Raw genomic sequence first — 25,853 nt, 5'->3', positions numbered from 1 at the left:
GCCGCCGTGTCACGGCGGCGGCCACATCGACTTACCCTAGAAAACCTGACGTGAACGTGGCGTCGAGCTCGCGCATGAAACGCTCTGCGCAGTGCATGTGCTCGCCCATGAGGGCGATGACCGCTTCGCGATCGCCTCTCCGGTAGGCGTCCACGAGCGCGCGATGGCTGTTGGCGTTATGCCGGCCGAAGGCGTCGTGGTGCTCGTAACGCGCAGAGCGGAATTCGACCAGGTCGCGCAACAGACCGTTGATGAAGCGGCAAATGAAAACGAGGAGCTGGTTTTCGCAGGCCTCGCAGAGAATGTCATGGAAGTCGAGTTCCGCGCGGCGCGCCTCCACCCGGTCCCCCCGCAGCCGCGCCTGCTCGCAGGCCTCGATATTGGCCTCAAGTCGCGCAAGCTGATCCTCGCTGAGCCGGCCGATCACGCTTTCCGCCAGCGTCACCTCGACGGTACGCCGCACCGCATAGACCTGTTCGAAATTGAGATCGAGGAAATGCAGATAGGTGCGCAGCTGCTGCGTTGCGGCCTCCACTGAGACCGGCTGAATTTCGGCGCCGCCCATCGGGCCCGTCTGCATTTTGACGAGGCCCTGCACCTCGAGCGCCTTCAGCGCCTCGCGCACCGTACCCTTGGCGCATCCGTAGCGGGCGGCGAGGGTCCGCTCGTTCGGCAGCCGGTCGCCAGGCTTCAGCCGCTCGCGCGCGATCCCGCGGCGCAGGTCGTCGGCGATCAGGTTCGACAGCTTCGGCCGCCTGATCAGCACGGCATCGATACCGGCATTCTCCTGGCTCTTCATGCCGTCTGCATAATGGGTTGCCATCGGATTTCTTCGTCCAGTGGGTAAATCGGTCGGCGCAGCCTGCGGAAACGGAAGAGGCTGTAGTCAGAACTGGTCACGCCCATGCTCGCGCACTCGATCACGGCGCGCGACAAAGGTTCAAAGACCGGTCGGCAGTACATCCGCGACTTGAGGATAAGGAAGCTGTGGGCCGAGGGGTCGAGACCAAGGCAAGTGAACACGCCGAGGTCCCAGGGTTCGTGCGTCCGCTCGCAGATCACCACGAGCGCAGCACCTGTATCCAGCACCACGCTCTTCCCCATGTCGCAGCGCATGCCCGTATAGGTGGGGCCGGAGATGACATAGGTTCCCTGGCCGATGGTCCGTACGGTCCCGCTCAGGGTGAGCGGCGGGCGCGGGGCTGCTTCCAAAAGCGGCATCGGCGTGCGGTGGCCGATGCCAAGCGTCACCTGGGCCCCTTCTCCGGCCGCGGCAAGTTCGGCCACCGCCCGCGGGTCGCGGATCGGGCCGACGAGGATATCTTCCAGCCCCTGATTGAGTGCCTCCGCGAGCACATCCATCGTGTCGCAGGTGCCGCCGGACATGCAGTTGTCGCCGTGGTCGAGCAGCAGAACGGGTCCTTTCCCCGGCCGCTCGGCCGCCCGGCGCGCCTCTGCCACTGACTGCCGGAGCGGAACCTCCCGGTAGACGAACTCGTCGCGGCGCGTCCAAATCCTGGCGGCCAGTTCGTCAGCGGTGGCTTCCGCCAGGTCCCGCCCGTCGGCGACCACAACCACCGACAGGCCGGCGTCCCGGATGTCGGCAAGGGAGAAGCCGCCGAAGACGCTCGCCGAAAGGACACCCTCGCGGCCCTCCACGGCGCGCGCCGCATCCACAGCATCACGCATCGCCCCCGCAACGCCCGTATTCATGCACAGCGTATGGGCAAGCAGCGGCAGCTGCCTCCAGGCCATCGCGGGCTTCCGCCCGCCCTCGAGCAGCGGACGGATGAGCACTGCCGTCCGCTCGCCCGTGTCGTACATGTCGACATGCGGATAGGTGCGGAAGCCAACGATGGCGTCCGCCATTTCCACCATCCGTGCCGAAATATTGGCATGCATGTCGAGCGCCACGCCGATCGGCAGGCTGCCCACGACCCGGCGGAGGCGCTCGAGCAACTCCCCTTCCCCGTCCTCATGGGCCTGGGTGACCATGGCGCCGTGCAGGTCGAGCAGCACCGCATCGCACCCCTTCTCAGCAGCCGTCACGATCGCCGCGCTCATGGCTTCGAAAGCGGCGTCGTCCACCGGGCCGCTTGGAAAGGCGGTGGCGAAGACCGGGGTCTCGATCTCTGCCCCGATGGCCGAGGCGAAATCCAGGAATGCGCCCATGGCCGTCTGCGACCCGCGGGCAGCGGCAAGCACATCAGCGCCCCATCGCGGCTCGAAGGACGAAAGCGGCGTCGGCACGGGCGAAAACGTGTTCGTCTCGTGGTTCATGCGCGCAATGACGAGGCGCACGTGCCCTCCTTCCCAGCTCAACGGCCCAGCCCGCCTAAACGAAAAATGCGAAGGAAATCGTCTGGATCGCAATTGACAACTTCATCCGCCGTGGCCTTTAATATATTTATAATAATAAATGGAGCAAGCTCGATGTTCCAAGGCTCGGGAGGCATGCGCACCACCGCCTGCGCAACCGGCACGCGCCCAGATGACGCGACGAACAGTCCTGAGGCGTTCGCAGCAGACCGCTATTCGAAATGGGTCAGGCCGTGACCCAGTTCGTACCGGTCCTTCTCAATGCTCTGACGCTCATCAGCATCCTGATGCTGGTGGCGCTGGGGTTGGCCGTGATCTTCGGCCTGATGAACATCATCAATCTCGCCCACGGCGAGTTCGTCACAATCGGCGCCTATACCCTCGCCCTGACCCAGGCCATGGGGGGCAATTATTGGCTCGCACTGGCTGTTGCGCCTTTCGTCGGCGCGGCGCTGGGCCTGACGGTCGAATGGACCATGGTCCGCCATCTCTATCGCCGACCCCTTGCCGTCATCCTCGCCACCTGGGGCCTCGGCATGGTGCTGCAGCAAGGATTGCAAATCATCTTCGGGGCCGCGCCGCAGCGCGTGGCGGGCCCGTTGAGCGGTGCCGTCGAGATCTTCGGCGCGCCTTATCCCGCCTACCGCTTGCTGTTGATCGGCTTCGCGATCGCAATCGTCTTGGCGTGCTACGCCGGTTTCCGGTGGACCCGTTTTGGCCTCGACCTGCGCGCCGTCATCCAGGACCGTGACATGGCGGCCGCCCTCGGTATCGATACCGGAAGGGTCTATTCGCTCGCCTTCGCGCTGGGAGCCGCCATTGCCGCCGTGGCGGGCGTGCTGATCGCCCCGCTCACCGTGGTCATCGCCCAGATGGGCATCAACTATCTCGCACGCTCCTTCTTCGTCGTGATCGTCGGCGGCGTTGGCGGGATCGGCGGCGTGGCTGCCGGTAGCGCGGTGGTAGGCGGCACCGAGAGCCTGCTCAATTACCAGGTCCCGGTCACCGTCTCGCAGGCGCTCGTGCTTGTGCTCGCAATCGTCATCGTCCGCTTCCGCCCGCGTGGTCTGGTGCCGCTATGACCGATCAGGCACCCGCCCTCCCCGCAACCAAGGCCGTATCCGGCGCAAGGGCTGCCAAGTGGCTGCTCGTCGCTTTGGGCGTGATTTTCCTCGTCGCCTATCCCGCGTGGAACGACGCCTACAGTGTCGCCAGTCTGCGTGATGTGTTGATTTTCGGCCTATTCGCACTGAGCCTCGACTATTTCTGGGGCAAGACGGGGATCCTGAGCTTCGGCCATGCGACTTTCTTCGGCCTCGGCGCCTATGGCATGGGCGTCATCAGCATCAAGCTCGGCCTCGACCCTGCGAATGCGAGCCTCCTCGGTCTGCTGGGGGGCATCCTGCTTGCCATGCTGGTCGCCCTCGTCGTCGGCTATTTCCTTATCTTCGGTGGAGTGCGGGGCGCCTATCTCACCATCGTCACCCTGGCCTTGACGCTCATCGCCCAGCACATCGCGATCGGCTGGTCGGACGTGACCGGTGGAGATTCCGGCCTCATTGGCGTGCCGCCGCTCACCGTGGCCGGCTTCGTCTTCTTCGATCCCGTCCATCAGTACCTTCTCGTGCTCGCGGTGGCGCTCACCATCCTCGGCGGGTTGTGGTGGATCTGCCGTGGGCGCTACGGCCGCATACTTGCCGCCATCGAGGACAACGAGCTCAAGGCGCGCACCTTGGGCCACAACACACCGCTGCATCTTCTCGTGGTCTTCGTCGCCTCGGCCGGCATTGCCGCTCTTGCCGGCGCCCTCTACGTCACCGGCACCGGCTTCGTCGCGCCCGACATGATCGGCCTCATGCTGTCGACCGAGGTCATCATGTGGGTGGCGGTTGGTGGGCGCGGCACCCTGATCGGCCCCTTCATCGGCGCCTTCGTCGTATGGCGCCTGCAGCAGGAGATCAGCAGCCTCGATACGAGGCTTTGGCCGCTGTTCATCGGCTTGTTCTTCATCGCCATGGTGTTCCTGTTCCCGAATGGCGTGCTGTCGCTTGTTGAGCGGGCGAAGGAGCTTAGCCGCAGATGGCGGGGGGCGGCATGAACAGCCTGGCCCGCTCAACGGACACCGCACCATCCCTGCTGTCGGTTCGGGGGCTGACGCGCCACTTCGGCGGCCTCACCGCCGTGGAGGATGTCTCCTTCGAGATCGCCGATGGCGAGATGCGCTGCATCATTGGCCCGAACGGTGCCGGCAAGAGCACCGTGCTCAACATGCTGTGTGGCACGCTCAAGCCCACGGCCGGCTCCATCCTTTTCGAAGGGCGCGACCTCGCCCGCCTCTCGCTGGAGGGCATTGCCCGCGCCGGCATAGCCAGGAAATTTCAGGTACCGAGTGTGTTTGAGACCCTGTCGGTGGCCGACAATCTCGATGTCGCCGAGGCAGGCGCGGGTGGCGCGGGTACCCGCCACAGCGTCGAGGAAGTGCTGGACCTCCTCGATTTGAGGCGCCTCGCCGATATACGCGGTGGAGCGCTCGCCCACGGCCAGAAACAGTGGCTGGAGATCGGCATGGCGCTGGTGACCGGCCCGAAGCTGCTTCTGCTCGACGAGCCGACCGCGGGCATGAGCGTGGAGGAATCGCTGCGCTCGGCGGCCATGTTGCGCCAGCTTGCCGGCAGTGTCGCCATCATCGCCATCGAGCACGACATGCGCTTCGTGCGCGCGCTCGCCTGCCGCACCACGGTTCTGCATCAGGGTCGAGTGATCGCCGAGGGCCCGTTCGCCGAGATCGAGGCCAACACCATGGTCCGCGACGTCTATCTGGGAAGACAGTAGCATGCTGAGGGTGCGCGGTCTTTGTGCGGGATATGGGCAGGTGCCGGTGCTGGACGGCGTCGATCTCGATCTCGACAAAGGCGAGATCCTTTGCTTGCTCGGCCGCAATGGCGCCGGCAAGACCACGCTCATGCGCAGCCTGATGGGGCTGATCCGCCCCACCGCCGGCAGCGTCGTTCTGGGCGAGGAGCGGATCGATACGCTACGCCCGCACCAGATCGCCCGGCGCGGCCTGGCCTATGTGCCCCAAGGGCGCGGCATCTTTCCAAAGCTTACCGTGCGCGAGAACCTCGAGTTGGGCACGCGCGCGCGGACGGACGGCAAGGGCCGCGTCCCGGAGGAGATCTTCGAGCACTTCCCGCGGCTCAAGGAGCGCATCAACCAGCTTGGGGGCACGCTTTCGGGCGGCGAGCAACAAATGCTGGCGCTTGGCCGGGCGCTCGCCAGCACGCCCGACGTCCTGCTCCTGGACGAGCCGTCGGAAGGAATCCAGCCCAGCATCGTGCACGAGATCGGCGAGCTTCTCACGCGGATCGTCGCCACTACCGGCATTTCGGTGCTGCTTGTGGAACAGAATATCGACCTGGCGGTGCAGGCGGCCCGCCGCGGCGTCGTTATGGAAAAAGGCCGCATTGTAAAGCAGGGCACCACGGAGGAGCTCAGCCGCGAGGACGTCATGCGTGAATATCTCGCGATCTGATCCCGGATCGCCCAACGGTGGAGGAGGATATGCAAGGCAGGAGATTTACGCGGCGCACGGCGCTGAAAGGCCTGGGTGTCGCGGGATTGACGACCGCGGTGACCGGCTTTCCGGCTATTCTGCGCGCCCAGGACACCGTCACGATCGGTTTCCTTTCGGCACTGACCGGTCTCGAGACCATCCTCGGCGAGACCCAGCTCAATTGCTTCCAGCTCGCCGTCGAGGAGCTGAACGCCAAGGGCGGGATCGCCGGCCGCGAGATCAAGTACATCGTCGAGGACGATCAGACCACCACCCGCGGCGCTATCGACAAGGCCCGGAAGCTGGTGTTCCAAGACAAGGTCGATGCCATCATTGGCCTCATCGCCAGCCTCGAGCACGTCGCGGCCCGCTCCGTCACCACGCCGGCCAAGAAGCTGCTCATCTACACCACCTATTACGAGGGCGAGGTCTGCGAGCGCTATTTCGCGGCCACTGGCCAAGTGCCGAACCAGCAGATCGATCCGACCACGGACTGGCTGACGCAGAACATCGGCAAGTCCGTCTACATCCTGGGTTCGGATTACATCTGGCCGCGGCGCAGCGCCGAGGCGATCCGCACCGCCTTCGAGCGCAACGGTGGGAAGGTGCTGGGCACCGATTTCTTCCCGTTCGGCACCCAGGACTTCGGCCCCGCCTTCGACAAGGTGCGCGGCGCCAAGCCCGATATCGTGTGGATGATGGTGGCCGGCGCCGATGGCGTGACCGCACTCAAGCAGTACCGCGACTTCGGACTGGAGCCTCAGCTCGTCGGCAACGGCTGGGACGAGATCTATTCCTTCGCCCATCCCGAGCTCGCCAAGGGAGCGATCTCCAACCAGGCCTACTTCATGGGCATCGATTCCGACCGCAACCGCGCCTTCATCAAGGCCTATCAGGACCGGTTCGGCGCGGGCAAGCCGATCAACGCCATCGGCGAGGCGGCCTATGACGCGGTGCATCTCTACGCGCTGGCGGTCGAAAAGGCCGGCACGACCGACGTGGAGAAGGTTATCCCCGCTCTGAGCCAGGTGGAGTTCGAGGCGCCGCAGGGCCATGTCAACATGTCTGCCGCCAACAACCACATGCTGTGCAACAGCATCCTCGCGCGCGCCAACGCTGAAGGAATGTGGGAAACGATCCAGAATTTCGGACAGATCGAACCCATCATCCCGGGCTGCAAGCTGAACTGAGAGCCAGGGAGGCCGGTCGTGCATAGCAACCAGCGAAGGATCAGCGGGAGGGGCAGAACATGGACTGGCACCGGCTCGATCTCCGAACGCTAGCGGCCCGGCTGGCCTCCGGCGAGGTTTCGGCAACAGAACTCGCCCGCCACATGCTTGCGCGGATCGAGACCCTCAATCCGCGCGTCAATGCGTTAAGCGAGGTGATCGCCGACAGGGCGCTCGCCGATGCCGCGCGCATTGACGACATGCGCCGGCAGGGCGTGCCCCTGGGCCCCCTCGCCGGAATACCGGTCATAGCCAAGGACAACATGGACACGGTCCCCGCCGCCTGCCCAGGCGGATTGCCCTTCCTGTCCGGCCACCGCCCCGCCCAGGACGCACCGGCGGTTCAGCGCCTGCGCAGGGCGGGCGCAGTCGTGCTCGGCGTTGCCCATTCGGACCCGGGCACCTTCGGCGTGCGAACCGATGCCGTCCTCCATCCGCATCAGCCGGAGCTGATCGCCGGCGGATCGAGCGGCGGTTCGGCGGCAGCGCTTGCGGCAGGGTTCGCCCCCATCGCCCTCGGCAGCGATACGGGCGGCAGCATACGCATCCCCTCGGCCTGTTGTCTGACGGTCGGCCTCAAGCCCACCTACGGGCGGGTGCCGAAGGAAGGTGTTCTGCCGCTTGCGCCCTCACTCGATCATGTCGGCCCCATGGCGCGCGGCGTGCGCGACCTTGCGATCCTCGCCGCCGTTCTGGACGACATGCCATCGTCGCCGGCGGCGGAGGGTCCGCTGGTGATTGGCGTCGATGCTGCCTACTACGGCGACGCCGACGACCGGGTGAAGCAAGGCATGGAGGTGGCGATGGCCGCCTGCCGCGATCTCGGCTGGTCCATCCGCGAGGTTTCGCTGCCCGCGCCTACCGACTTTATGAGTTGGCACATGCTCACGGTCGGCTGGGAGGCCGCGCATTATTACCGGGCTGCCGGTTACGACCAACGCCCAGATCTGCCGCAGCTTGCCGCCGATCTTTTCGCCGCCATCCGCAGGTACAGCGGCGCGGATTACGCGCAGGCGTTGCGCCGGCGCGGCACGTTCCGCGCCCAGGTGGAGCAGGCCCTGCAGACTGTCGATTTCCTGCTCCTTCCGACCTTGGCCGTGCCCACGCCCCGGCGCGGCGACAGGACCGTGTTCATCGCAGGCGTCGAGCACGAATTCACTGCCGCCCTTGTGCGCTACACGTCACTGTTCAACCACACCGGCCACCCCGCGCTCGCCCTGCCAGCGACGCGGGAGGCGCCGGGCAGGGGTATCGGCGTGCAACTCGTTGGCCGCCATCACGATGACGGCGCCCTCCTCGCGGCCGCCGAGCGACTGGAGGCTGAGCTGGCCTTGCCGGTCGATATGGCCGAGCTATAGGACGCGCGCCAGCTGTGAGGCGCAGCTACGCCTCACAGCTTCGCATGGGTCTGGTGAAGCCCCGGGTTACAGCGATGCGATAGCGCGGCAGACCGCCACCTGCTCGCGGCTGTGATTGCCAGGCGCTGCGAGCACGCTCGGGCAGGTGCGGCGCAGCCGCTCACGCTCGCGGTCCGACAGACTGGCGAGCGCGCTGCTCAGCCCGGCCGGGTTCAAGCCCCGGTCCGGCCGGTCGTCCCGGTTGGCGGTACCGCCGGTTCCGCCGCTGCCAGGCCTGTCGCCGCCTGATACGCCGCCACCGCCATTACCGAGCCCGGCCGTACCGGTCCCGCCAGAGCCCGAGCCAGAACCCGAGCCCGATCCGCCGCTCGAGCCGCCTGGACCGCCGATCGAGACGCCGCCGCCCACGTTGACACCATCGGAACCGCCGACCGACGCGCCGGCTCCTGCGCCAATCCCGCTGGAATCCCCGATCGAGGCGCCTGCTCCGGCCCCGATCCCGTTGGATCCGCCGATCGAAGCACCTGCGCCGGCCCCGATCCCGTTGGATCCGCCGATCGAGGCGCCTGCTCCGGCCCCAATCCCGTTGGCACCACCGATCGAAGCACCTGCGCCGGCCCCGATCCCGTTGGATCCGCCGACCGAGGCGCCTGCTCCGGCCCCGATACCGTCAGAGCCGCCGATGGACACGCCCGCCCCCACGCCGACCCCATTGGAGCCGCCGATCGAGGCTCCCACACCCACGCCGATGCCATTTTGAGCCGAGGCCGGGCCGGGCGCCTGAAGCGCCAGAGCAGCGAAGCACACCGCGCCGAATAGAATGTTGGGATATTTCTCCAGAACCTTGGTCGCTTTCATAAGCTTACCTCCATCAATCAAGCGTCATCGAGAGACTCGATCACTCCCGTCGATGGGAATTGAATATAGATCAGCAACGCCGGTTCCAATTTTGTCAAAAACTACTTTCCATCCACACGCAAGTCCCGCAGTGACTGTGCAATTTTAAGGAAGTTTTCTTAATTAACCATCAGTATTGGCGAGCTGGAACGTCTTCAAGAACGGAAGCCGATAGGTCTCGCGGAACAGCGCCAGTGTGAGCAGGCTTATGGCGGCCACGGCCATGATGATATAGGCAGGTGCCATCTCGCTGCCGGTTCGCTCGACCAGCCAGGTCGCCGCCAGCGGCGCAGCGCCGCCCATGATGCCGAAGGCGATGTTGAAGCCGAGCGCAACCGCAGTGCAACGCACGTCGGCCGGTGCAGCCTCCGCAAGCAGAGCCGGAAGGGCGCCGCCATAAAGCCCAATCGCCAACGCGAAGCCCAGCTGCCCGAGCAGAGCCAGGGCCGGAGAGGGCTCGCCGAGCAGCCAGAACAGCGGGACCGCGCCACCCAACCCGATGAGCAGCGCCGCCAGCATCACCGGCTTGCGGCCGATACGGTCGCTCAACAATCCTCCGGCGATCACCACCGGCAGCATGACCACCATGCTGATGGTGTTGATGTCGAGCGCGCGCGAGGGTGGGAAGCCGTCGGCATTCTGCAGCCAGCTCACCAGATAGACAAAGGCGATGTAGAAGCCGACCGCGTTGAACGCGCATATCCCGGCAAGTGCAAGAACGCGGCGCCAGTGTTCGCGGACCGTTTCCACAATGGGCGCGCGCTGCGGCCGCATCTCCGGCATGACGTCCAGCACGTGCCGGCGCAGCAGGTAGCCGGCCGCGCCGATGGCCAGTCCCATGAGGAACGGTACCCGCCAGCCCCAGGCCTCGAGCGCCTGCTCCGTCATCAGGGCTGCGAGAATGGCACCCGTGGCCGATCCGAGCAGAAGCCCTCCGATCGCGCCGCAGGTCGCAAGTGCTGCCATGACACCGCGGCGGCCTTCCGGCGCGTGTTCCGCCAGGAAGACGATCGAGCAGGTCTGCTCGCCGCCCACCGAAAGGCCCTGGATCATCCGCAATGTCATCAGAAGAAGGGGCGCGGCCAGCCCGAGCGTACCATAGCCCGGCAGCAAGCCCATCAGGAACGTTGGAATGGCCATGGCCGTGACCGAAAAGGTCAGCGCCGCCCGCCGGCCATGGCGATCGCCGATATGGCCGATGATGATGCCGCCGAGCGGCCGCATCAGGTAGCCCAGCGCGAATATGCCGAACGCGGCGATCAGCTGGGCCACCGGATCCTCGTGCGGGAAGAACTGCCGGCCAATCGCAGCCGCGAAATAGCCGTAGATTGCGAAGTCGTACCACTCGAGCACGTTGCCGATCATTCCGGCGGCGATGGGTCGGCGCCGCCTCTCGGCAACGGCTTGTTTTCCGGTCGTCAGGCGCATGTCCCCCCAGCGCAAGGCCCACAGAGTTTATGCCCTGCCACTCAAGTGTAAAGCCCAAGTGGCGGGGAACTTCGCAGCATCGAGCGCGTTCGGCTCTCGGAGGCCCGACGCGGCATTCGCCTGGCACCAGTCCGGCGCAGGAAGGGAAAACGGGATGGATGCATCCTTAGGCCCGCTCGCGAGCCATATGTTACAGCACATCCTGACGATGAACCTCGCTGCGCCGATCATCGTCCTGGCCTTGCGCCGGCACCTGCCAGACGGTCTCTGGCGCGTGTGGCCCTTGGCGACGCTGCTGCAGCTCGGCCTACTCTGGGGCTGGCATGCACCGCGGGTGTTCGATGCGGCCATGGCAGACACCAGCCTCCTCCTCGCCATGCACCTTTCGCTGTTCGCCTCGGCCCTGCTGTTCTGGGGCGCTTTGGCGACCATGCCCGGCGACCAGCAATGGCGGTCGATCTTCGCCCTTCTGATCACCGGCAAGCTCTTCTGCCTGCTCGGTGTGCTCCTCACCTTCTCGCCGCGCGTTTTGTTCGGTCATTCGCACGGGACGGCTCATGGCGCCTCGGCTCTGGCCGACCAGCAGCTCGCGGGGCTGTGGATGCTGATTGCCTGTCCCCTCACCTATGTCGCCGCGGGAATCTTCGTCTCCTGGCGCTGGCTGCGCGATATCGAGAAGCGATGCGAGGACAATGGCCGACCAGCCTGACCGCGTCTACAGACTCACCCGCTGGCAGCGGTTGGGGATTGCTGCCGCCATCCTGCTGGGTCTCGCCCTGGTCGGCGGCTCGCTCTTCATCTGGTCAGGCTTCTACAACGTGGCGGCCAGTCGCGATCATTTCGCCATCACCACCTGGGTGCTCGAGGTCGTGCGCGACCAATCCATCAAAGCCCGTGCCGAGGACATCGAGGCGCCGCCCGACCTTGCCGATCCGAACCTGATCAAGCTGGGCGCTGCCCATTATGCCGGCGCCTGCGCCTTCTGCCACGGCACCCCGGGACAGCCGCGCAATCCTATTGTCGCCAACATGCTGCCCGCCCCGCCGGACCTATCGACATCCTACGAATACGATCCCAAAGAGCTCTACTGGATCATCCTCCACGGCTTGAAGTACACCGGAATGCCCGCCTGGCCGGGGCGGGGCCGGGGCGACGAGGTCTGGCCGCTCGTTGCGCTCGTCGAATATCTCAAGGAAACCCGGCCAGACTTTCCCGAGGAACTCCTCGGCATCCGCCCCGAACCGGGCGTGTCGGGTGCGCAGCTTGCCGAAGGCAGCGACCCGGGCCTGCTCACCAATTGCGTGCGGTGCCACGGCGATGAAAGCCACGGTCCGATCAGCACGCTCATCCCGCTGCTGCACGGCCAGTCCCCCGCTTACCTCGCCCGCGCCCTCGAGGAATACCGCAGCAGCCGGCGCGAAAGCGGCATCATGGAGCCGGTCGCCTTCGCGCTCGAGCCGGACGACATCGAACCGCTGGTCGAGTATTACGCCACCATGGCGCCGCCGCCGAGCCCGACGCCGCAGCAGCCACCGGATTCCGCCGCCATCGCCCGGGGCGCGTTGATTGCCGCGCGCGGCCTTCCGCAATCCCAGGTGCCCGCCTGTCTTTCCTGCCATGGCGCAAATCGCAACGGCACATTCCCCTCCCTTGACGGGCAGCCGGCGGCCTATCTGGTCAGTCAGCTCCAGCTCTGGAAATCCGGCGGCCGCGACGAGACCGGCTACGGCGCCATCATGTCGGTCGTCGCGAACCGCCTGACGACGGAGCAGATCCAGGATATCGCCGCCTATTTCCAGAGCCGGACGCCCTCGCCTGAGGACCGGCCGTCCGTTCAGCCGAGCGGCGCGTCGCCATGAGCAGAAAGCAGCCTCATTGCGCCTTGGTGCTTCTCATCGCCGCCTCGGTTGGCGGATGCGCGGGTGATCAGTCCGCCTTCTCTCCGGCAGGTCCGCACGCCGAATCCATAGACACCCTGTTCTGGATCATGACGGTCGCAGGCCTTCTCATTTTCCTGGCCGTCATGGCCATGGCGGCCGTCGCCATCGGCCGCCGGGGCCGGCTCGGGCAGCTGCTATCGAGCGAGCGGTTCGTGATCGGCGCCGGTATCGTGTTTCCGATTGCGATCTTGACCCTGCTCCTGACCTACGGCCTGTTCGTCATGCGCGCCGGCGCGCCGCTCGCAGCAGGGGAAGATGCCCTGCGCATCAAGGTCAGCGGCGAGCGCTGGTGGTGGCGCATCACCTATGTCAGGCCCGACGGCACGACGTTCGAAAGCGCAAACGAGATCCGCATCCCCGTCGGCCGGCCCGTCGTGCTCGAGCTCACCACCGCCGATGTGATCCATAGTTTCTGGGTGCCCAAGCTCGCCGGCAAGCTGGACATGATTCCCGGCCGCACCAATGAGCTGACCTTGCAGGCGAGCGCGGAAGGGGTGAGCCGAGGCCAGTGCGCCGAATATTGCGGCGGCGCCCATGCCCTGATGTCGCTCTATGTGGTGGCCCTTGCCGAAGACGCGTTCCAGGAATGGTTCGCGCGGGAGGCAGGCCCGGCGCCCCCGCCGGAAACCGATCGCGAGCGCTTGGGCCAGCAGATCTTTCTCCAGAACGGTTGCGGCGGCTGCCACACCATCCGCGGCATAGGGGCGAACGGCGCGATCGGCCCGGATCTCACGCACGTCGGCAGCCGCCTGTCGCTCGCCGCGGCGGCACTGCCCAACGACACCCAGGCCTTTGCCCGATGGATCCGCAACAACCAGCATATCAAGCCGGACAACCTCATGCCCGACTACACCATTCTCGACGAGAGCCAGCTCATCGCGCTCGCGAGTTATCTGGAGGGGCTGAAATAGCGCGGCAGCCATGTTCGATTTCTCGCAACTCAACCTGTTCATCAACTTGGCCATATTCGCGGGCGCCGGGGTCGCGGTGTGGCTGGCGGGCACCCGCATCACCTCCTATGCCAACACGCTGTCGAACAGAACCGGCATCGGCCAGGCGGTGATCGGCATGCTCCTCCTGGGGGGCATCACCTCGCTTCCGGAGATCGGTGCGACCGTGACCTCGGCGGCGATCGGCGCCGCCGACCTCGCCCTGAACAATCTATTCGGCAGCATCGCCTTCCAGGTGGTCATCCTGGTGGTTGTCGATTTCGCCATCGGCCGGCGGGCGCTCACGGCCGTGGTGCCGGACCCGAGCATCTTCCTGCAGGGCGGCCTCAACATCCTGCTTCTGTCGATGATGGCCGCGGCCATCGTGGTGGGCGACGTGGCCATCCTCGGTATCGGCGCCTGGGCCTGGGCCGGGCTGCTCGCCTACATCTTCAGCATCTATATCCTGGCGCGTTCCCAGCACCGCCAGTCATGGCTCGCGGCAGATCGGGGAAAGGTGAACCGCAGCCTGCAGGAGCAACAGGAAGAGGCCCAGCGCAAGGCAAGCCAGGACCATAGCGAGCTCGCCCTCTCACGGCTGCTCCTGTGGATCGTGGGCCTGGGTCTCGTCATCCTGGTCGCGGGCTACCTCCTGTCGCAGACCGGCAACGCCATTGCCGAGCAGAGCGGCCTGGGTGGAAGCTTTATCGGCTATGTGCTGCTGGCCGGCGCGACGTCCCTGCCGGAATTCAGCACGGCGCTCGCGGCCGGGCGCCAGGGGCTCTACACTCTGGCAATTTCCGACATACTCGGCACGAATCTCATCAATGTCGGGCTGGTCTTTCTTGTCGACGCGGTCGCCGGCGGCGACCCCGTCCTCGGCGGCGCTGGGCCCTTTGCCGCCTTTGGCGCGCTGCTCGGCATCGCGGTGACCACCCTGTTCGTGATCGGCCTGGCGGAGCGGGGCGACAAGACCATCGCGCGGATCGGGCTCGACTCGGCGGCGGTGGTCGTCACCTACGTCGCCGGCCTGATCATCCTCTATTTCCTGCGCTAGGGGCGATCCATGGTGGCACTGCCCAACACCGGCCCCCGGCCCGACAGTGAAGTGGAAGATCTCAAGCGCATCTGGGCGACGCCCAAGGGCTGGCGCATCGTCACCGCCGTCAACAACACGGTGATCGGCGTCTTTTACATCGGCGCCGCCTTCGTCTTCTTCGTGCTCGCCGGCATCCTCGCCCTGCTCATGCGGACCCAGCTCGCCGTCGGCGACAACGACTTCCTGAGCCAAGACCTCTACAACCAGATCTTCACCGTGCACGGAACCACCATGATGTTCCTGTTCGCGGTTCCGGCCGTCGAGGCGCTCGGGGTCATGCTCCTGCCGCAGATGCTCGCCGCGCGCGACCTGCCCTTTCCGCGGCTCAGCGCCTACGCGATCTGGGCCTATGTCATCGGCGGCACCGTGTTCTTCTCCACCGTGTTCTACGGGCTGGCCCCGAAAGGCGGCTGGTTCATGTATCCGCCGCTCACCACGCTGAAATACTCGCCCGGCGACAATGCCGACTTCTGGCTGCTCGGCATCGGCTTCATCGAGATTTCCGCCATCGCGGGCGCGATCGAGATCATCGTCGGCACCCTGCGCACCCGGCCCCCCGGCATGACCCTCGCCCGCATGCCGATCTTCGCCTGGGCCATGCTGATTTTCGCGGCGATGATCGTCTTCGCCTTCCCCGCCGTCATCCTCGCCACCATGCTGCTGGAGCTGGAGCGTGCCTTCGGCTGGCCGTTCTTTGCGGCCGAGCAAGGCGGCGATCCGCTGCTATGGCAGCACCTGTTCTGGTTCTTTGGCCACCCGGAGGTTTATATCATCTTCCTGCCGGCGGCGGGGCTCGTGTCCATGATGATCCCGACCATGGCGCAGACGCCGCTCGTCGGCTATCGCCTCATCGTGGTGGCACTCATCGGCACCGGGTTTTTCAGCTTCGGTCTGTGGGTGCACCACATGTTCACCACCGGCATCCCGGCGCTCAGCCTCGCCTTCTTCTCCGCTGCCAGCATGGCGGTCGCGATCCCCTCCGGCATCCAGGTCTTCTCCTGGATCGCCACCATGGCGGCGGGGCGGAAACGCTTCCGCCTCACGGTGCCTTCCCTGTTCATTCTCGGCTTTCTCTTCATCTTCGTGCTGGGCGGGCTCACCGGCGTGATGGTCGCCATGGTGCCCTTCGACTATCAGGCCCATGACACCTATTTCGTCGTCGCCCATTTCCACTACGTGCTGGTCGGCGGCATGGTCTTTCCATTGTTTGCGACCTTCTACTACTGGGCGCCCATGGTAAGCCGCAAACTGCTGTCGGAGCGGCTCGGCCGGTGGGCTTTCTGGCTCATGTTCATAGGCTTCAACGTCGCCTTCCTGCCCATGCACGTCACCGGCCTTGCCGGAATGCCGCGCCGGGTCTGGACCTATCCCGCCGGCATGGGCTGGGACGACCTGAACATGGTCTCCACCGTCGGCGCGTTCATCCTGGCGGCCGGCGTGCTCGTCTTCATCATCGACCTCGCCTTGAATTTCCGGATGGGCGGAGGCGGGCCGGACAATCCCTGGGGCGCTGGCACCCTGGAGTTCCTGCCGAACGACGTCTACTCCACCCGCAGCATCCCTCATGTCACCAGCCGTGACCCGCTCTGGGACAACCCGAACCTGGCGCGCGAGGTGAAGGACGGGCTGCATTATCTGCCCAATGCGCCGACCGGCGGCCGCGAAACCATCGTGACTTCGGTGGTGGATGCCGAGCCGCAATACATCATCCAGATGCCCGGCCCGAGCTGGACCCATCTGAGCGCGGCGGTCTTCACCGCGGCCTTCTTCCTGCTGCTGACGGTGAAGATGGTGACGCTTGCTCTCATCTGCGGCGCGATCGCCATCATCTCCTGCCTGGTCTGGACCTGGCAGCTCGACAAGCCCGACCAGGGCGCCGTCGAGATCGGCTTCGGCAAGAAGGTCCCCACCTACATGACCGGCCCGAGCTCGCACAGCTGGTGGGCGATGATCGTGCTGATGCTGGTGGCGGGTTCGCTCTACCTCGCCTACATCTTTTCCTACTTCTATCTCTGGCTCGTGTCGCCCGAGGTGTGGGCGCCGGCCGGATCGCCCGCACCGCCGCCTCTCGCATACCCGGTCGGCTCCGCCGTGCTGTTCCTCCTCGCCTGCGCGGCTATCGTGGTCGCGGACAAGGCCCTGCCCCATCCCGGCCGGCGCAGCTTTGCCACCATTGCAGGGCTGGTCGTCGCGGCCGCCGCGTTGGGCGCAGCGGTGGCCCTGGATGTGTGGGGCCATTGGCAGACGGGCCTGCGGCCGGACGCCACCGCCTATGGCGCTTTGGTCTATCTGGCCGACGGGCTCACCGGACAGGCCGCCTTCGCCGTCATCATCATGTGCCTTTTCGCCTGCGGCCGCATGGTGGCGGGAAAGCTCGACAATGCCCGCAGGGTCACCTTCGACAACGCCAAGTTGTTCTGCTTCTATACCGCGGCCCAGGGGCTGCTCGGCCTTCTGATGGTCCACGGCTTTCCGCGTCTCGTTGCCGGGGCTGGGTCATGACCGACCAATCGCACCCGCAACGGCCGATGCTCGGGGTTTTCCTCTTCCTGCTCTGGGGCCCGCTGCTCTGGTCGCTGCACCTGCTCGTCGTCTATGTCAGCCATGCCGGCCTCTGCGCGCTCGGCCTGATCGACCAGACCACCACCTTTCCCGTCGCGCTGGCGATCATCGTGCTCGCGACCGTCGGGGCAGCAGCGGCCGTGGCTCTGTTCATGATATGGCCGGACAGGCCCTATCGTCTGCTCGTCGGCATCGCGCCCACAGCAGAGACCGACCGCTTCCTCATCCGCTCCATGCGGGTCCTGGCGCTGCTTTCCGTGGTCGGCATCCTTTGGGCGGGCATCACCGCATTCATCCTGCCAGCTTGCCTGCAGCTGCGCTAGATGAGAAGCATCTGAAACTAGCGCGAAGTGAGCACCCTACTCCGGCTCACGCTGTCCGGGTTGCTCCGGCAGCAGTCGCGGCGGGATGACCGGCGTGGTGCCCACATCCGGCGGCGGCGTCACCAGCTCGGAATCCCCGACCCGTGGTGGCCTGATCACGCCCTCGCATGGGGTGAGCGCTTGGAGGGAAGGCTCCCTCTCCTTCTCGTCGGCAGGCGGGCCTAGCTCCGGGTCGAGCACGCAATCCTGGGGCGGCGCGGCCTCCCCCGGCGCCAGGTCCTGCGCCTGGGCGAACGACGCCGTCGCTAGCACCAGCAAGGCCGAACACGCGAGGGTTCCGAACTTCATCGCTCCTCCCGCGAACGCGAGGGTCCATATACAAAAGCCGTGCGGTCCCCTTCTTGTTCCAGGTCGCGCGAAGGTGCGTGCACTGTCCGCCGGAGCCCTTGCGGCCCTCACTTCTGCGTCGCGGCTTGATCCACTCGACGACCTCCAGCTCGAAATTCCGATTGTGCGCTGGGAATAAAGACAAGCGCGAGGACGTTAATACGAAACCTCAAAGACGGTAGCGGGCTCCTGCGGCGGAGGCTGCCCCCAATACGACGCCGCCGGGGGCTCGTCGTCGTGCGTGGCGGCTTGGCTTAGCTCGCGCCTGGCCAGGCCGCCATTGCCGCGAAACAGCCTCTCCCATCATGCCCAGTGCACGCGGTAGCGGAAGGTGATGCGAATACGGCGCATCGCTGAAACCTCCGCAAAACCGGCGGATAACTTGCGGACGCTTGGCGGCAGGGCGGAGAGAGATCATCCCTGCTGCCTAGAACTTCTCTTGGAAAGCGCCCGCCCCACCACCATTTCCCGTCGAACAGGCGACGAAGTGTGGCACAACAGCGGAATGACCCGTTTTCAACTCGCGAGGGGAGTAGTCATTGGACGTTCTAAGGCGCAACAACGTGAAGGTGCTTGGCTCCGGCGAGAAGGCCATGATCTTCGCGCATGGCTTCGGTTGCGACCAGAATATGTGGCGCTTCATCTGGCCAGCATTCGCCGAGAAATACCGCATCGTCCTTTTCGATCACGTCGGCTGCGGCCGGTCCGACATCAAGGCCTACGACCCGAAGAAATATGGTTCTCTTGAGGGTTATGCGGACGATGTTATTGACATCTGCCGCGAGCTGGGCGTCGAGCGAGGCGTATTCGTCGGCCATTCGGTAAGTGCTATGATCGGCGCCATTGCCTCGCTCAAGGCACCGGAGGTTTTTTCCGACCTCGTCATGATCGGACCATCGCCGTGCTATATCGACGGTCCGGCCTACACCGGCGGTTTCACCGAGGCGCAGGTTCACGAGCTCCTCGATTTCCTCGACGCCAACCACATGGGCTGGTCGCAGGCCATGGCCCCGCTCATAATGGGCAATCCGGACCGGCCGGAGCTTGGCGAGGAGCTCACGAATTCCTTCTGTATGACTGATCCGGAAATCGCCAAGCGCTTCGCCCGCGTCACCTTCCTCTCCGACAACCGAGCGGACCTTCCGCGGGTGACGGCTCGCTCGCTCGTGCTGCAATGCTCCGAGGATGTGATCGCGCCGGAGGTCGTGGGCGAGTATGTCCATCGGCACTTGCCGAACAGCAGCTACATCCTTCTGGAGGCCACCGGCCATTGCCCCAACCTCAGCGCCCCTGAGGAGACGGTTTCTGCCATGAGGACGTTTCTCGAGAGTACCGCTCGTTGAGCGACACTCCGGAGCCCCGACACCCCCCACCTGACGATCTCGAGGACCTCTTCGAGAACGCCCCCTGCGGCTACGTTTCTGCCGGACCGGATGGGCGCATCACCAAGGCCAACCTCACATTCGCCGGATGGCTCGGCCGCGACCGCGGCGAATTCGTCGGCCGCCGATTCCAAGACTTTCTCAACATTGCAGGGAAGATCTATTACGAGACCCACTTCGCGCCCCTGATGCGCATGCAGGGTTTCTTCAACGAGGTAGCCCTCGATCTTGTCCGTGCGGACGGCAGCATGCTCCCGGTGCTCGTGAACGCGGTGGAGCGTCGGGATGATGCAGGTAATCTTCAGTTCGTCCGTATCACCATCTTCAACGCCTCGGACCGCCGCCGCTATGAGCGCGAGCTTCTGGAAGCCCGTCGAGCCGCTGAGCAAGCCAGCGCCGAGCTTCTGCAGCTGAATCGCACCCTTGAGGAGCGCATCGCCGAAGCCGTCGAAGCGCATATGAAGACGGAAGCGGCCCTTCACCAGGCGCAGAAGATGGAGGCTGTCGGCCAGCTTACCGGCGGTATCGCGCACGATTTCAACAATATGCTTGCCGTCATTCTGTCCGCGCTTAGCCTCATGGAGCGACGCCTTGCCAAAGGAGAGGACGCGTCCCGGTACATCGCCGCCGCGAAGGAGAGTGCCACAAGGGCAGCCGCGCTGACCCACCGCTTGCTCGTCTTCTCGCGCCAGCACACGCTCTCGCCCGAGCCGCTGAATGCCAACCAGATGGTGGCGGACATGTCAGAACTGCTGCGTCGCGCGCTCGGTGAAACGGTGCGACTCGAAACCGTGCTCGCGGGCGGCCTCTGGAAAATACATGCCGACAAGAACCTGCTCGAGAGCGCGATCCTCAACCTGGCTATCAATGCGCGCGATGCCATGCCCGAGGGCGGGCGCCTCACCATCGAGACAGCCAACTGCCACCTCGACGAGGCCTATGCGGCGGAGCACGATATCCAGCCGGGCCAGTATGCGATGGTTGCCGTCACTGATACGGGAACGGGCATGACCCCGGAGGTCATGGCCAAGGCGTTCGATCCTTTCTTCACCACGAAGGGGCCGGGCAAGGGCACCGGCCTTGGCCTCAGTCAGGTCTTCGGCTTCGTTAAACAGTCGGGCGGTCACATCAAAATCTACTCCGAGACGGGCCAGGGCACGTCCATCAAGATTTACCTGCCTCGACTTTACGGGGCGGGTGACGGGCCGAAGCGCGCGACAAGCAAGGCGCTCGTCCGCGGATCGGCCTCCGAGGTCGTGCTGGTCGTCGAAGATGACGACCAGGTGCTGACGCTTACGGCGCAGATGCTGCGCGATCTGGGCTACGGCGTCATTGAGGCGATGAGCGCTGCCGAAGCGCTGGCCCTCCTTCGAGATCACCCTGAAATAAGCCTTCTCTTCACCGACGTCGTGATGCCTGACATGAATGGCCTCCGCCTTGTGGAGGAGGCGCGGAAGTGCCGACCCAACCTGAAGGCTCTGTTCACGAGCGGCTACGCGGGCAAGGCGATGCTCCACAATGGCGTGATCCCGCCTGGCGCCAATATTCTCCAGAAGCCCGCATCGCTGGAGCAACTGGCCGCGAAAATTAGAGCAGTGTTGGACGGCTAGATTGGACCCAGCTCAGTGCATGCTTGGTGATCGTGAACGTCGCGAAGCCTGACACCGAGCTCGTGATCCGAAATCAGGTTGGCTGGGCCGAAGCCCCATCGCGGAGAGACTTCTCGAAGTAGACGCGGCTGAAGCCATCCTCGATGCGCCGCCCCACCTCGGCGTATCCCAACCTCGGATAGATCGAAAGATTTTCGGTCATTTTCTCGTTCGTATAGAGGCGTACGGTGCCGAAGCCGCGCCGCCGGGCCTCCGTCTCGCAGAAGCCGATCAGCGCCTTCCCGATACCCTTGCCGGCTGCGCGAGGCAGAACCGCCACGTTTTCCAGAAGGATATGCCCGTTCTCCGGGTAAAACACGATGAATCCCTGAAAAACATCGCGTGCGTCCGTAGCGACATAGACGTGACCGGCGGCGATCTGCTCGGCGTAATTGGCAAGCATCGGCGCCGGCTTGCGGCCGATCAGAGGAATATAGCGCGCGTAAGCCTGTTCCGCACAATCTCTGATTTCTGCTTCATCCCTTGCTTCGGCCTGACGGATCACGTCTCGTCCTCCTGAAGTGAATCGGACCAATCTGCGAGCACAGCCCGCCTCCACACGACCAGTAGCACTGGCACGATCAAAGGGGGGCGGGGAAGCAAATTATCGTTGCGGGACATCCGCTTCTTACCTCGGCCGAGGCGGAAAGGCAGCAGGGGCGCGCAACCCGAAGAAGCGATCCACGAACCTCGCCGCAGATCGGTTTTGGCCGAACCCCGGTCGAGGGAAAGCCAGAATCATCGGCGAGAGATGCGGCTGACTTCTCATGACTCTGAGGAGAAGATGCGGCGACAGAGTTTCTTTATACTGTTCGTGATTGCGCTGGCCATCATCGGGGCAACCCTGAAGTCATACTGGATCGAGGCGATCGTCGATCAGGGCCAGCCCGTGCAATCGAGCGCACTGTGGAACGGCCTCACCTGGCTGGGCGAGCTGGTGCCCAAGGCGCATGCCTATGACGCCTACGCCAAGACCGCCCGCGACTTCCGCATTCTCGATGCCCTGCGGGTGTGTATTGGGCTGGATCTGGCGTCAATTGCCCTGTGCCTACTCGTGCTTCCCTACGTGCTCTGCTTTAGACTAACTAAGGGACATCTCAGACGAATTGCAAGCTCAAACAAAAAATTTTTGAAAAACATTTGGAAATACACGATATATTCATCGATATTTGCACCAGCAGCAATTGGATTTCCGCTCTATATACTGACATGCGGGGGCGAGATAAGCTTTACAGTACATGCTGGTGGAAGGAGAGAATTAGCCAACTACCCTATCCTCATTGATCCACACTCAGTTTCCCGAGATACATATATCTTTATGCTGTTCACAATAGCACTTTGGATTTTTATATCATCATGCATAGGCGCAAGCATCAGAATTAGAATGTCAAAAAGAGAAAAGATGAGCATTTATGCGGTCGAGGAAGTGAATTGATAGGATTTTCATCTGATATTCAACCCCCACAATCATGCTCATGTATTCGGTTCACCCAATGCGAAACATGCAAATATCAAGGCATAGCTCACTGCGCTTCATAATCTAGAAATTCAGGAGCAGGTCAAGGCATGCGAACACCACAGACTAACGGAAGCACCTGGACGAGGCGACACAGCTTCTTTTTCTTGTTCGCGATTGCGTTGGCGATCATCGGAGCGACCCTGAAGTCATACTGGATCGAGGCGATCGTCGACCAGGGGCAACCTGTGCAGTCGAGCGTGATATGGAGCACCCTAGCCTGGCTGGGCGAGCAGGCCCCCAAAGCGCACGCCTATGATGCTTATGCCAAGACCGCCCGCGACTTTCGCATTCTCGATGCCTTACGGGTGAGCATCGGGGTTGATCTCCTGTCGATCGCCGTATGCTTGGCACTGTTGCCACCCGTGGTCTGCTACCGACTGCCTCGCGCACATCTGAGGCAGATAATCCATACGAACGAAGCGTTCGAAAGAAAGAAATGGCGTTACCCAATTTATTTGACAGTTATCGTCTTTGCAACAGGATTTGTCCTCTGGGCACTTTTGTTTGGAGACGAGCTAAGCAATAAAATAAAGCCAGTCAGCACAAAGTATAGCTTTCTTACGAACTACCCCTTGTTTTTAAATCCTGATTGCGTGTTAATAGATTCGTTTCTCTTCTGTTGCTTTGTTATATCTTGCTGGACGGTAATCTTAGCAGCAAGGATCATATATACGCGACACAAAACAATTCACAAATGTTTCAGCAGAGAGAATTGTTAATAACTCAAAGTCTATACACCAATATAGATCTCAACAGAATAGCTGGTAGAAATATGGATCTAAGAAATGCCAAACGAAGGAAGCAGACTTGACGGCCGTAATGAGCGCTACGAGGAGGACGCTCGCGGGTTCTGGCACGTCGTCCGGCCCCAGGAAGACTACCAGCACTGGCACGATCAAGGGTGGCGGGGAAGCGAACTGTCGCTGCGGGACATCCGCTTCCCGCCTCAATCGAGGCGAAGAGGCAGCAGGCCCGCGACCGAGCCCTCGAGCGAGAGTGCTGCTGAAAGCAGAAAAGCTGGCGTGCTCAGCAATAGGCACTCCTTCGGACTGAACACGCTCACTGGCGCGGTTGAGGAAAGTGTCGAACGGCTGGTCAAATCGGCGCAGCAGAGCATGGGTGCAGCATTGTCGAGGGCCGTGCCGGGCGCCGTGGGGCGGCTGGCTGGCGCGCCGGGCATGGCCATTTCGGCTTTTAGCACATTGCGCGAGGAGCACGACGATTTGCGGGCTGGCGCACGAATCGGTGGGAGTCTCGTCGGTGCGGTCGCCCTAGTTTGGATGGTCGGAGCGGTGTTCGCTGCACTTAATCCAGTCACATTAATCTTCGGTATTGCTGTTGCGGGAGCCACCGGGGCTTTGGCCGGCGATAAGCTCGCGGCATGGGCCTACGACGAACTCACGAAAGCAGATGATGGCGACCCGAAGGGCGAGGCCGATGATCCCTCCGCCGAAGATGACGCCGCATCACGATCCGCGCCGCAGGAGGCGTCCGAACCTGCCGCTGCGCCGGAAGCCACTAATGGCACGGAGGACGCGCCAAGCGGCAACCAGGATGCAAGCCAGGCGGCGCCGGTTACCGAGGCTGTCGGCACGCCCAAGCCCGAAGCTTCGCCCGAGGCTCAGCCTGAGCGTTCAATGGAAGCTCAGCCGGAGCAAGGAGAAGAGGCAAAACCCGAAACGGCACAAGAAGTCGAACCCGAGCCCGCCCAGGAGGTTGCACCGGAAGTGGTTCAGCCAGTCGAGCCCGAGCCGGCGCAAGAGGTTCAGCCGAAGCCCGCCCAGGAGGTTGCACCGGAAGTGGTTCAACCGATCGAGCCGGAGCCGCCTATAGAAGGCGCGCCAAGACAACGTCAACCCGTCGCCCCTGGCTCGGAACGGCAAGCCCATCCGGAAAGCGCGCGCGAGGCCGAGCCGGAGCCGCCCCAAGCGGCGCCGCAACCAGCGCCCCAACCCGCCCCCGAACGTCTCCCGGAGCCGGCCGCCGAAGCGTGGGAGCCCGGCGTCCCAGACGAGCCGATGCCGAAGTACTACTTCTATCCCCCGCCGCCCAAGCTGCCCAAGATGCGCAGCCCGTTCTGCACGAAGCATCCTTTCCATTTCGAATGCCAGAGCAATCCCTCAATAAGGAAGCCCAACTACCCGCCATACGAACCGAAGTTCCAGCTGCCGCAGATCAAACCCGGAATAGACCTATCGGGCTCGCCGCGCATGCGGCCCCACCACATTGCCCCGCCAATCCGACCGCTGCCCTATTATCCGTCTGGCGGCGGTGGGTTCGGAGGCTCCAGCATCAAGGGGAGCGGTGGCTCGAGCTACATTCCGATCCCCAGGCCCAAGCCGTCCTTCGGCACGGGGAGCGGTAGTTCTAGCTTTGTTCCGATCCCCCGGCCCAAGCCGATGCCCCCAATCAAGCCTGCGGGCATCGGTATCGCCTCGGGTGGCGGGTTCGGTGGCGGCTTTGGCCGCGGCTTCGGCGGTGGGTTCGGCCGCAGGGGGCTGGCCCCCATTGTCCTCGACCTTGATGGCGATGGGCTCGAGCTGATTGCCGCCGAGCAGTCGCATGTATTCGCCGATCTCGATGAGGATGGCGTCGGCGAGCCGCTGGGCTGGGTGGCGGGCGATGACGGCTTCCTGGCGGTCGATGCCGACCAGTCCGGCGCCATCGATGCGCTCGAGGAATTCGCCTTTGCGCAAGGCGAGGACGGAGCCACCGACCTTGAGGCCTTCGCCGCCCGCTATGACGGCGACGCCAACGGCGTGTTCGATGCGGACGACGACGCATGGGCACAGGCCGGCGTCTGGCGCGACGCCAACGAGAACGGCTTGTGTGAGGAGGGGGAATTCGAGACCCTGGCCGAGCTCGGCATTTCCGAGATCTCCCTTGAGAGCGAGCAGGTGGAGGAGATGGTTGAAGGCAACATCCTCCTCGGCCGTGGCCGCTATGTGGATGCAGAGGGCGAAGAGCGGCTGCTGGGTGACGTGGTCCTCGTCAGCCGCGCGGATGGAACTGATGCCATGGCCGATCCGCGTGAGCCGCAAGCGCCCGCACGGCACAATCTCGAGCCGGATAGCCTGGGCGATCAGGGGGACATGGCGCTGCTGCTTGCCAGCCTTGCCGCGCTCGACGCGACGCTTCAGCTCGCCGCTTGACCAGACCCGCTCGAGGCGCCTTCAGCGCGACGTTGCCGATCGGCAGCAGGTCGGCAACCCCCGTGGCATGCCGACCGATCAGGTCAGCCGGAAACTGATCCGGACACGACGCATCAGTGAAATCCAG

At 64.2% G+C, this 25,853-nt stretch carries 22 protein-coding genes; 16 read left to right on the top strand and 6 right to left on the bottom strand.

Annotation, left to right across the window (positions count from 1 at the left end):
• Nucleotides 1–31: 31 nt before the first annotated feature.
• Complete coding sequence (locus E4P09_RS24305; protein WP_239025353.1) at nt 32–823, bottom strand: FadR/GntR family transcriptional regulator; 792 nt, start codon at nt 821–823, stop codon at nt 32–34.
• Nucleotides 796–2,301: a M81 family metallopeptidase gene (locus E4P09_RS24300; protein ID WP_137392247.1), complete on the bottom strand. Its 1,506-nt coding sequence runs from the start codon at nt 2,299–2,301 to the stop codon at nt 796–798. The genes E4P09_RS24305 and E4P09_RS24300 overlap by 28 nt, the downstream gene beginning before the upstream one ends.
• Before the next feature lie 251 nt (nt 2,302–2,552).
• On the opposite strand from E4P09_RS24300, the gene urtB reads away from it, so the two are divergent.
• From urtB to E4P09_RS24270, 6 genes are read left to right on the top strand one after another with little or no spacing between them, the layout of a single operon-like run.
• Nucleotides 2,553–3,401 carry an urea ABC transporter permease subunit UrtB gene (urtB, locus tag E4P09_RS24295; RefSeq protein WP_239025352.1) on the top strand — a complete coding sequence of 283 codons (849 nt, stop codon included), beginning with the start codon at nt 2,553–2,555 and terminating at the stop codon, nt 3,399–3,401.
• Complete coding sequence (locus tag E4P09_RS24290) at nt 3,398–4,417, top strand: branched-chain amino acid ABC transporter permease (protein WP_137392245.1); 1,020 nt, start codon at nt 3,398–3,400, stop codon at nt 4,415–4,417. Before urtB ends, E4P09_RS24290 begins: the two co-directional genes overlap by 4 nt.
• The gene (locus tag E4P09_RS24285; RefSeq protein ID WP_239025351.1) at nt 4,399–5,151 is read left to right on the top strand and encodes an ATP-binding cassette domain-containing protein; all 753 of its coding nucleotides are present in this window, start codon (nt 4,399–4,401) and stop codon (nt 5,149–5,151) included. The genes E4P09_RS24290 and E4P09_RS24285 overlap by 19 nt, the downstream gene beginning before the upstream one ends.
• A 1-nt stretch (nt 5,152) precedes the next feature.
• The gene (locus E4P09_RS24280; RefSeq protein ID WP_137392244.1) at nt 5,153–5,851 is read left to right on the top strand and encodes an ABC transporter ATP-binding protein; all 699 of its coding nucleotides are present in this window, start codon (nt 5,153–5,155) and stop codon (nt 5,849–5,851) included.
• A gap of 29 nt (nt 5,852–5,880) precedes the next feature.
• Entirely contained in the window at nt 5,881–7,062 is a 1,182-nt protein-coding gene (locus E4P09_RS24275) for a substrate-binding protein (RefSeq protein WP_137392243.1), read from the top strand.
• 59 nt (nt 7,063–7,121) lie between these two features.
• A complete protein-coding gene (locus E4P09_RS24270; protein ID WP_137392242.1) occupies nt 7,122–8,459 on the top strand; it encodes an amidase in 1,338 nt (445 codons plus the stop codon).
• A 66-nt stretch (nt 8,460–8,525) separates the two neighbouring features.
• Here the strand turns inward: E4P09_RS24270 and E4P09_RS26305 are convergent, their stop codons facing one another.
• Nucleotides 8,526–9,317 (bottom strand): hypothetical protein, encoded by a 792-nt coding sequence (locus E4P09_RS26305; RefSeq protein WP_205042285.1) that lies wholly within the window; start codon nt 9,315–9,317, stop codon nt 8,526–8,528.
• Between the two features lie 162 nt (nt 9,318–9,479).
• Nucleotides 9,480–10,784 (bottom strand): MFS transporter, encoded by a 1,305-nt coding sequence (locus tag E4P09_RS24260; RefSeq protein ID WP_137392241.1) that lies wholly within the window; start codon nt 10,782–10,784, stop codon nt 9,480–9,482.
• 154 nt (nt 10,785–10,938) lie between these two features.
• On the opposite strand from E4P09_RS24260, the gene E4P09_RS24255 reads away from it, so the two are divergent.
• From E4P09_RS24255 to E4P09_RS24230, 6 genes are read left to right on the top strand one after another with little or no spacing between them, the layout of a single operon-like run.
• Nucleotides 10,939–11,493, top strand: coding sequence for a cytochrome c oxidase assembly protein (locus E4P09_RS24255; protein ID WP_137392240.1), 555 nt, complete (start codon nt 10,939–10,941; stop codon nt 11,491–11,493).
• Complete coding sequence (locus E4P09_RS24250; RefSeq protein WP_137392239.1) at nt 11,477–12,643, top strand: c-type cytochrome; 1,167 nt, start codon at nt 11,477–11,479, stop codon at nt 12,641–12,643. The genes E4P09_RS24255 and E4P09_RS24250 overlap by 17 nt, the downstream gene beginning before the upstream one ends.
• Complete coding sequence (gene coxB, locus E4P09_RS24245; protein WP_137392238.1) at nt 12,640–13,635, top strand: cytochrome c oxidase subunit II; 996 nt, start codon at nt 12,640–12,642, stop codon at nt 13,633–13,635. Before E4P09_RS24250 ends, coxB begins: the two co-directional genes overlap by 4 nt.
• Nucleotides 13,636–13,645: 10 nt before the next feature.
• A complete protein-coding gene (locus tag E4P09_RS24240) occupies nt 13,646–14,710 on the top strand; it encodes a sodium:calcium antiporter (protein ID WP_137392237.1) in 1,065 nt (354 codons plus the stop codon).
• A 12-nt stretch (nt 14,711–14,722) separates the two neighbouring features.
• On the top strand, nt 14,723–17,254 hold the full coding sequence (ctaD, locus tag E4P09_RS24235) for a cytochrome c oxidase subunit I (protein WP_170984637.1): 2,532 nt from the start codon (nt 14,723–14,725) through the stop codon (nt 17,252–17,254).
• A complete protein-coding gene (locus E4P09_RS24230) occupies nt 17,251–17,637 on the top strand; it encodes a hypothetical protein (protein WP_137392235.1) in 387 nt (128 codons plus the stop codon). Before ctaD ends, E4P09_RS24230 begins: the two co-directional genes overlap by 4 nt.
• Before the next feature lie 36 nt (nt 17,638–17,673).
• Here E4P09_RS24230 and E4P09_RS24225 read toward each other — a convergent pair whose 3' ends face one another.
• Nucleotides 17,674–17,985 carry a hypothetical protein gene (locus tag E4P09_RS24225; protein WP_137392234.1) on the bottom strand — a complete coding sequence of 104 codons (312 nt, stop codon included), beginning with the start codon at nt 17,983–17,985 and terminating at the stop codon, nt 17,674–17,676.
• Between the two features lie 578 nt (nt 17,986–18,563).
• Between E4P09_RS24225 and E4P09_RS24220 the strand changes: the two genes are divergently transcribed.
• Nucleotides 18,564–19,367 (top strand): alpha/beta fold hydrolase, encoded by an 804-nt coding sequence (locus E4P09_RS24220; RefSeq protein ID WP_137392233.1) that lies wholly within the window; start codon nt 18,564–18,566, stop codon nt 19,365–19,367.
• Nucleotides 19,364–21,016, top strand: coding sequence for a PAS domain-containing hybrid sensor histidine kinase/response regulator (locus tag E4P09_RS24215; RefSeq protein WP_137392232.1), 1,653 nt, complete (start codon nt 19,364–19,366; stop codon nt 21,014–21,016). The genes E4P09_RS24220 and E4P09_RS24215 overlap by 4 nt, the downstream gene beginning before the upstream one ends.
• Nucleotides 21,017–21,089: 73 nt before the next feature.
• On the opposite strand, the gene E4P09_RS24210 is transcribed toward E4P09_RS24215, so the two are convergent.
• Nucleotides 21,090–21,560 carry a GNAT family N-acetyltransferase gene (locus tag E4P09_RS24210; protein ID WP_137392231.1) on the bottom strand — a complete coding sequence of 157 codons (471 nt, stop codon included), beginning with the start codon at nt 21,558–21,560 and terminating at the stop codon, nt 21,090–21,092.
• Between the two features lie 279 nt (nt 21,561–21,839).
• On the opposite strand from E4P09_RS24210, the gene E4P09_RS24205 reads away from it, so the two are divergent.
• Together E4P09_RS24205 and E4P09_RS24200 are read left to right on the top strand one after the other, a co-directional pair.
• Complete coding sequence (locus tag E4P09_RS24205; RefSeq protein ID WP_137392230.1) at nt 21,840–22,490, top strand: hypothetical protein; 651 nt, start codon at nt 21,840–21,842, stop codon at nt 22,488–22,490.
• Nucleotides 22,491–23,596: 1,106 nt separating this feature from the next.
• A complete protein-coding gene (locus tag E4P09_RS24200; protein WP_137392229.1) occupies nt 23,597–25,726 on the top strand; it encodes a hypothetical protein in 2,130 nt (709 codons plus the stop codon).
• Nucleotides 25,727–25,853: the final 127 nt, after the last annotated feature.

Source organism: Rhodoligotrophos defluvii, assembly GCF_005281615.1.
Lineage (GTDB): Bacteria > Pseudomonadota > Alphaproteobacteria > Rhizobiales > Im1 > Rhodoligotrophos > Rhodoligotrophos defluvii.
This window is presented reverse-complemented; position numbering and strand designations above follow the sequence as displayed.